We start from the raw sequence: 6,886 nt of genomic DNA, 5'->3' as shown, positions 1-6,886 counted from the left end.
TGAAAAAGTTGCCTCTCAATTTAACGGCATACCAAAAAACACCTGTTTTTACGCAAGAAACTATTCCCAAAGTATTGCTCCATCGTCACACTACGAAAGAGGGGAGTTGGGGCAAAATTTCGATTATATCTGGTCAACTTTGCTATCGAATCCTCACAGATCCCCCTGAAGAATATTGGCTAACACCTGATTCGCCAGGTATTGTGGAACCTCAAGTTCCCCATCAAGTCGAATCCCTCGACCCTGTGGAATTTTATGTCGAATTCTATCACGAAGCGGAAAGCTAATATTCGAGTAGAAGCGAAGGAAAAAAAGCAGTATCGCGACTAAAAGGAAACATATCAAAGCTATATTTGCCTTACAACAATCAAATGCTCAATTTGTCCTAAAAAGTCCTCATATCGAGGTAATTCAAATGAAAATAATCCCCAAAATAGAACCCCTTGCTCAAATTTACTTGAACGGAAAACCCGCCAAAATTTCTGACATAACAGGTCAAGAACTTTGTGATTGGCTCATGGGCGAATTTCAACAGCTTCCTGTTAATATTATCCCCTCAGACCTTGAGCGTTATGAAACCGCCCAAGAAATGTTGGACGACCTTTCTCAAGAACGTCTCTATGTTTCTGGGCAAAGCTACGATACTGAGGTCTATCCCCAATTTTTCTGTGGATTTGCTTTCCAAGCCATTCACGATTACGACCACTACCAAAATAACTCCGACTTTAATTTAAGCGGAGAAATTGCCTCTTATCGAGCTACTGCCAATCGCGCTCCCAGTTTAGAAATTCAGAAAATTCTCTACTCGGAAATCGTTTTAAAATCTGCTGCTCGGCTCTATCTAGGTCATGAGCCTGAGTCCAAAATTGTGTTTGCGTAAGTAGGGATCAAATGCCAACCAATGGTCAGCAGTAGTAGTAAAGACAAAAGACAAAAGACAAAAGACAAAAGACAAAAGACAAAAGACAAAAGACAAAAGACAAAGGAGATAAATTATGTTTTGCGAACAATGCGAACAGACTGCTAGTGGTAATGGGTGTCATCAATGGGGTGCTTGCGGTAAAAGTCCTCAAGTGAATGCAGTACAGGATTTATTAGTCTATTGTTTGCGAGGACTCGCGGGTGTAGTAGTTAAGGCTAAAGAGTTGGGAATCGATACTAGAGAAGCAGACAGATTTACCTGTGAATCTTTATTTGCAACCATGACTAATGTAAACTTTGACCAGAAACGATTTACTAAATATATCAAAAAAGCGATCGCATTACGAGAAGATTTGAAAGCTCAAATTCAATCAGTAGCAGCTATTACTTGGTCGGATATATCTACCTACGAACCTGATTACACCGAAAGTTTAGTCGAACAGGGACAAAATTATAATTTAGAGTTAATTGGTAAGTCGGGAGCAAATGTAGATATCTTTTCTCTTAAACTGACTGCACTGTATGGTATTAAAGGTGCTGCTTCCTATGCTTTTCACGCTTATGAATTGGGACAGGAAGATGAATCAGTATATCAATTTACTCAACAGGTATTAGCCACCATAGATAGACAAGATTTGAGTTTAGAAGATTGGGTTAATTTAGTTCTAGAAATTGGCAAGATTAACTTCAGAGCGATGGAATTAATCGATGCTGGACATACTGGTACTTATGGTCATCCTATGCCTACTTCTGTACCTCTCAATGTCAAACTAGGTAAGGCAATTTTAGTTTCAGGACATGATATCAAACAGTTAGAAGCAATCCTCAAACAAACTGTGGATACTGACATTACTGTTTATACTCACGGGGAATTACTACCCGCTCACGGTTATCCCAAACTTAAAGAACAATATTCCCATTTTTACGGACATTTTGGCACTGCTTGGCAAAATCAGACTAAAGACTTTGCTAAATTCCCTGGTGCGGTTGTCGTTACAACTAACTGCCTGATGCCTCCCCACGAACATTATGAAGAAAAACTGTTTACTTTAGGACCAGTGGGTTATGCTGGCTTGAATTATCTCCCTGCTAAAGATGATGGTAGTGTAGACTTCACCCCAGTAATTGAAAAAGCCCAAGAATTAGCAGGATTTACCGCAGAATCAGAATATCGTCAGGTTACTACAGGTTTTGCTCGTAATGCTGTCTTAGGAGTTGCTGACCAAATTATTGATGCTGTCAAACAGGGTAAAATCCGTCACTTCTTCCTAGTGGGTGGTTGTGATGGGGCAAAACCAGACCGCAATTACTATGCTGAATTTGTGGATAAAGTACCCGATGATTGCGTTGTGTTAACCCTCGCTTGTGGTAAATTTCGCTTTTTTGATAAAGAAATGGGCGATATTGGAGGTATTCCCCGCTTGCTAGATGTAGGACAGTGTAACGATGCTTACTCGGCAATTCAAATTGCTATAGCTTTAGCTAATGCTTTTGAGGTGGGAGTTAACGAAATCCCCTTATCAATGATTATTTCTTGGTACGAACAAAAAGCTGTAGCTATTCTACTCACCCTACTATATTTAGGAATTAAAGATATCCGCCTTGGCCCAACTATTCCCGCCTTCCTTTCCGCTAATGTATTGCAGCTATTATCAGAGAAATACAACCTCAAACCAATTACTACTCCCGATGCAGATTTAGCAGCTTGTTTGAGTTGAATTCATTATTGTATTATTGGTTGTTGGTTGATGTTCTCGATCCTTTTTAATAATCAGCGATCGATAATCAATAACCAATAATTTATGGGGGTTAGAAACTGAACTAAAATAATTAGACAATAGTTAACATAGTTAGACAAATATTTTGGTATTATGTATTTATGTCTAACTTAATTGGAGTAAAAGAAGCAGCAGAATTATTAGGAGTATCAACGAAAACCATTCGTAGATGGGAAGCGAATGGCAAAATTTGCTCGACCAGAACAGAAGGGGGTCATAGAAGATTTGACGTTAGTCAATTATTGGGTAATAAGTCTGATGCCTCTTTAACAGTAGCTTATGCCAGAGTTAGTTCTCACGATCAAAGGAAAGATTTAGAGCGTCAAGCAATGGTATTAGAAGCCTATTGTGCTAAACAAGGTTGGAGTTATGAACTAATTAAAGACTTGGGTTCAGGAATGAACTACAAGAAAAAAGGTTTAATTAGATTAATTAAACTAATCTGCACTTACCAAGTGGAAAGATTAGTTTTAAGCCACAAAGACAGATTACTAAGATTTGGCAGTGAATTAATCTTTATGCTTTGTGAAATTTATGGCACAGAAGTAGTGATTATTAATCGAAGTGAAGATTCAACATTTGAAGAAGATTTAGCACAAGATGTTTTAGAAATAATTACTGTATTTAGTGCAAGATTATATGGCTCAAGAAGTCACAAGAATAAAGCATTAGTCAAAGAACTAAGAGAAGTAGCCGATAAAATTAAATAAGGATGCTATTAGGATTTAAGACAGAATTAAAAGTTAATAAGACTCAAAAAAATCTCTTGGCTCAACACGCAGGAGTAGCAAGGCACGCCTGGAATTGGGGATTATCTTTAACTAAAAAAATTCTCGATAATAATCAAGTAGAATCCAAAGCCCCAATAAAATTTCCTTCCGCAATTGATTTACATAAATGGTTAGTAGCCTTAGTTAAACCACAATATCCTTGGTATTATGAGGTGTCTAAATGTGCGCCACAATATGCTTTAAGACATTTAAGAAGGGCTTGGGATGATTGTTTTAAGAAAGCCAGAAAACCACCGCGTTTTAAGAAAAAAGGACGGTGTGACAGCTTTACTCTTGATGGTTCAATTACAGTAGAACATAATCGTATTAAAGTTCCTAGAATTGGCTGGTTAAAGACTTATGAAAGATTGCCCCAAGACACTTTACCGAAGTCGGTAACTATTAGTAAAAGAGCCAATAAATGGTTTGTTAGCTTTAAACTAGAAATAACTCCACATCCGACTCAAGTGCGGCTCAAAAATCAAGCTATAGCTGTGGATTTAGGGTTACTTAGATTTGCCACATTATCAACAGGAGAAGAAGTAAGTTCCCCAAGACCATATAAACAACTAGAAAAAAAACTAAGGCGACTACAATGGTTGAATCGTCATCAAGTAGTGGGTTCTTCCAATTGGAAAAAAACACAAGTCCGTATTGCCAAACTACATTACCGTATCAGTTGCATTCGTAATGATTTTATTCATAAGTTAACTACGACACTGGCTAAAAACCACAGCCAAATTGTCATCGAAGACTTGAATATCAAAGGATTAATGAAAAATGGCAAATTAGCCAAAGCTATAGCGGATTCGGGGTTTTATGAATTTAGGAGACAACTAACATATAAAACTGAATTATATGGCAGCAAATTAGTTATTGCCGACCGTTTTTTTCCCAGTTCTAAACTATGTCCTAAATGCCAACATAAAAAAGATAAACTTCCATTGTCTCAAAGAGTTTATCAATGTGATAATCATAACTGTGACTGGATAGCCGACCGAGACTATTCAGCTAGTTTAAATCTACTAGGGTTAGCTGAACCCGATGTCATGCCTGTGGAGAAGCTTGAGCCGACTCTCTTCGGTGAAGCAGGAACTAATAAACAGATAATGTCTAATATTGTCTAACTTTTAGAAAGCGGTTGTACTAATGAGCTTAAAAGAACTACAAGATTTTGTATTCGATTTTCATCGTGTCTCTTTGGCGGAGATGAAATTATACCTTCAAATTGATAGAGATGGTCTTAGACCAATGATTGAGCGGTTAATTGAAACGGGTAAAGTCCAAAAATCGCCCACCATAGAAAAGTGCCAAAGTTGTCAAAAGTGCGAATCCGATGAATTAGAACTTTATGAATGGATTGAAAATATTTAAAATCCTCATTAATTAAATAGTTGTGGCTTATTGAGTAAGCCTAACTAAATGTTAATAATTCTGGTTTGAAAATCATCAACATCCCAAAGAACAACATGAATATTCCTGCTGTTAGTTTAAGGATTTTTCCTTGGGTTTCACTCAGTCTCGATGACTTAAAAGAATAGACAAAGTTAGCTAAAATTGCCACCAAAGGGATGATATAAATTACGGCATAAATAGCTGTCCAAAATGTAGAACACAGCCAACGATTTGACGAGCAATATTGAAGCAGGCTGGTCATATAAACCGCAGGTAAAATAGCCGTACATCCCAACTCAATAATATTGACAAATATTGCTAGCAGAATTGTACCGCCCAAAGCAGTTAAAAACATAGTTTTATTTTGTTCCCCTGCTTTAAGTTCCCTAGAAATTTGGCTGGCTTTTTTACTCACAGCTAACTGTTGCTTTGCCGATAGAGAAAGGGAAAATCCCTGCTTAAAAAAGAAATAGTCTTTCAGATTAATTATTCCAGCGATTGCCACTACTATTCCTAACACGAACATAGCTATAGTTCCGTATTGTTCTAAAAACAAAGAACCAACCAAAACCATCGCCATAATAAACACAAAATACATAACTGCCGAAGTTATCACAAAGGTAGAACCAATAACCGCCATTTGTTTTCTACTTTTGGTATGGGTCAGTAATGATAAGAGGATAATTAAAACAGTAAAAGCACAAGGATTAAAGCCATCTGCTAGGGCAATTGTCGAAACAAAAAGAGGGAAAGGTAAGCTTTGGGCAAATTCTTTAATAACTATATCTGGAGTTGTATAGAAAAACCCAAATATGCTAATCATTATTATTACAATTAATCCTAACCAATAACGCGATCGGTTACGACGAGCTAAAACTTTTTTGACAATAATTGGATAAGCAAGTAAATATAAAATTGGTAATCCTATTATCTGCCAAGGTAGAGGAAAATTAGCCCTATTATCTATTTCTGGGACCTCTGTAATTGCTAAATTGACTGGATGTCCTAATTCAGTTTCAATGGCACTAATAATTTGATTTTTATAGCCAATGTAACCTTGATATACTTGGTTGTATTCTAATTCTCCATCGCTTTCGCTATAGCCAATAAATTGCTTATCTCCAATAACGGTACGAGGGACTGCTTCAGATTTCAGTTGATGTTGCTTAAGAAAATCTTGCCAGATTGTTGATTGTTCGCTAACTTCATAAGCGTGTAATTTAATTTCATTATTGAGTTGGGCAACATCTTCCATTACTGGTTTTTGCTTGAGACAATGGGGACAAGTTTTACTATGAAAAAAATAAATATCTACTGCTGATTCGACCGCTAATACAGGAGTTGTAAAACTTATGAAAGTAACTAAGCAATAAATAATTATGGAAATCAAAAATTTTTGATAGTCTCTCAGTTTCATGATGCTCCTGAAGGTAAAAACCAGCAATAAATTCAATAAACTTCTTCAATAATCAATAACTAGTCACTATCTAAAGAACCACGAAAACCAGTAATAATTCGACTACCATCTTTGAGGATATGGATTTCTATTTGGTCACTCGCCCAATCAAGTTTATTTTTTAAGTCAGGATTAAAAATATGAACTCTTTGATTACTAGAAGACACTAAAGAATTAGGGTCGTTAACTGCTAAAGATGACACAAAAGCACCATCAATTAAAATATCAAGTTGTGCCAACAATTCTTTACTACACGCAGGAGCATAATCTGCCTGTAATCTTTCTAAAGTAAAGCCAGTAAAAGACATCACATTTAGTCCTCCTGCTTTCACTTTTTTAGCTACTTCTATTAACGCTGGTGCTTGCCAAAAAGGTTCTCCCCCAGAAAAAGTTACCCCAGTATTTTTAGGATTATTTAAGATTTTGTCCACAAGATGTTCCACAGAAATTAACTGATTGATTTCAAATGACCAAGAGTCAGTATTAAAACAGCCATCACACTCTCTTTGACATCCTTGTAACCAAACTACTGCCCGACTACCAGGGCCATTTACTTCTGATTCATC

At 36.6% G+C, this 6,886-nt stretch carries 8 protein-coding genes; 6 read left to right on the top strand and 2 right to left on the bottom strand.

The features are described from left to right. The 6 genes from H1P_RS24915 to H1P_RS24890 form a co-directional block, all read left to right on the top strand. A partial coding sequence (locus H1P_RS24915) for a TehB family protein (protein WP_144872451.1) occupies positions 1 to 287 on the top strand: 287 nt, incomplete at its 5' end. A 128-nt stretch (positions 288 to 415) separates the two neighbouring features. Next, positions 416 to 880 (top strand): transposase, encoded by a 465-nt coding sequence (locus tag H1P_RS24910; protein WP_246141941.1) that lies wholly within the window; start codon positions 416 to 418, stop codon positions 878 to 880. Between the two features lie 115 nt (positions 881 to 995). Beyond that, positions 996 to 2,639: a hydroxylamine reductase gene (gene hcp, locus H1P_RS24905; protein WP_144872422.1), complete on the top strand. Its 1,644-nt coding sequence runs from the start codon at positions 996 to 998 to the stop codon at positions 2,637 to 2,639. A 161-nt stretch (positions 2,640 to 2,800) separates the two neighbouring features. Beyond that, positions 2,801 to 3,409, top strand: coding sequence for an IS607 family transposase (locus tag H1P_RS24900; protein ID WP_144872418.1), 609 nt, complete (start codon positions 2,801 to 2,803; stop codon positions 3,407 to 3,409). Positions 3,410 to 3,411: 2 nt separating this feature from the next. After that, positions 3,412 to 4,596, top strand: a complete 1,185-nt coding sequence (locus tag H1P_RS24895) for an RNA-guided endonuclease InsQ/TnpB family protein (protein ID WP_144872415.1) — start codon at positions 3,412 to 3,414, stop codon at positions 4,594 to 4,596. Positions 4,597 to 4,618: 22 nt separating this feature from the next. Then, the gene (locus tag H1P_RS24890) at positions 4,619 to 4,843 is read left to right on the top strand and encodes a FeoC-like transcriptional regulator (RefSeq protein ID WP_144872412.1); all 225 of its coding nucleotides are present in this window, start codon (positions 4,619 to 4,621) and stop codon (positions 4,841 to 4,843) included. A gap of 40 nt (positions 4,844 to 4,883) precedes the next feature. On the opposite strand, the gene H1P_RS24885 is transcribed toward H1P_RS24890, so the two are convergent. Together H1P_RS24885 and H1P_RS24880 are read right to left on the bottom strand one after the other, a co-directional pair. Further along, positions 4,884 to 6,281 carry a thioredoxin domain-containing protein gene (locus H1P_RS24885; protein WP_222427219.1) on the bottom strand — a complete coding sequence of 466 codons (1,398 nt, stop codon included), beginning with the start codon at positions 6,279 to 6,281 and terminating at the stop codon, positions 4,884 to 4,886. A gap of 59 nt (positions 6,282 to 6,340) precedes the next feature. Then, on the bottom strand, positions 6,341 to 6,886 hold a 546-nt coding region (locus tag H1P_RS24880), incomplete at its 5' end, for a 4Fe-4S single cluster domain-containing protein (RefSeq protein WP_144872410.1).

It is taken from the genome of Hyella patelloides LEGE 07179 (assembly GCF_900659865.1).
GTDB lineage: Bacteria > Cyanobacteriota > Cyanobacteriia > Cyanobacteriales > Xenococcaceae > Hyella > Hyella patelloides.
Note: the sequence above shows the minus strand (reverse complement) of the source record. Positions and strands in the feature narration are given on the sequence as shown.

Excerpts from the sequence above, each read along its gene's own strand:
- H1P_RS24910 (WP_246141941.1), top strand. The coding sequence starts at position 416 with ATGAAAATAATCCCCAAAATAGAACCCCTTGCTCAAATTTACTTGAAC.
- hcp (WP_144872422.1), top strand. The coding sequence starts at position 996 with ATGTTTTGCGAACAATGCGAACAGACTGCTAGTGGTAATGGGTGTCAT.
- H1P_RS24900 (WP_144872418.1), top strand. The coding sequence starts at position 2,801 with ATGTCTAACTTAATTGGAGTAAAAGAAGCAGCAGAATTATTAGGAGTA.
- H1P_RS24895 (WP_144872415.1), top strand. The coding sequence starts at position 3,412 with ATGCTATTAGGATTTAAGACAGAATTAAAAGTTAATAAGACTCAAAAA.
- H1P_RS24890 (WP_144872412.1), top strand. The coding sequence starts at position 4,619 with ATGAGCTTAAAAGAACTACAAGATTTTGTATTCGATTTTCATCGTGTC.
- H1P_RS24885 (WP_222427219.1), bottom strand. The coding sequence starts at position 6,281 with ATGAAACTGAGAGACTATCAAAAATTTTTGATTTCCATAATTATTTAT.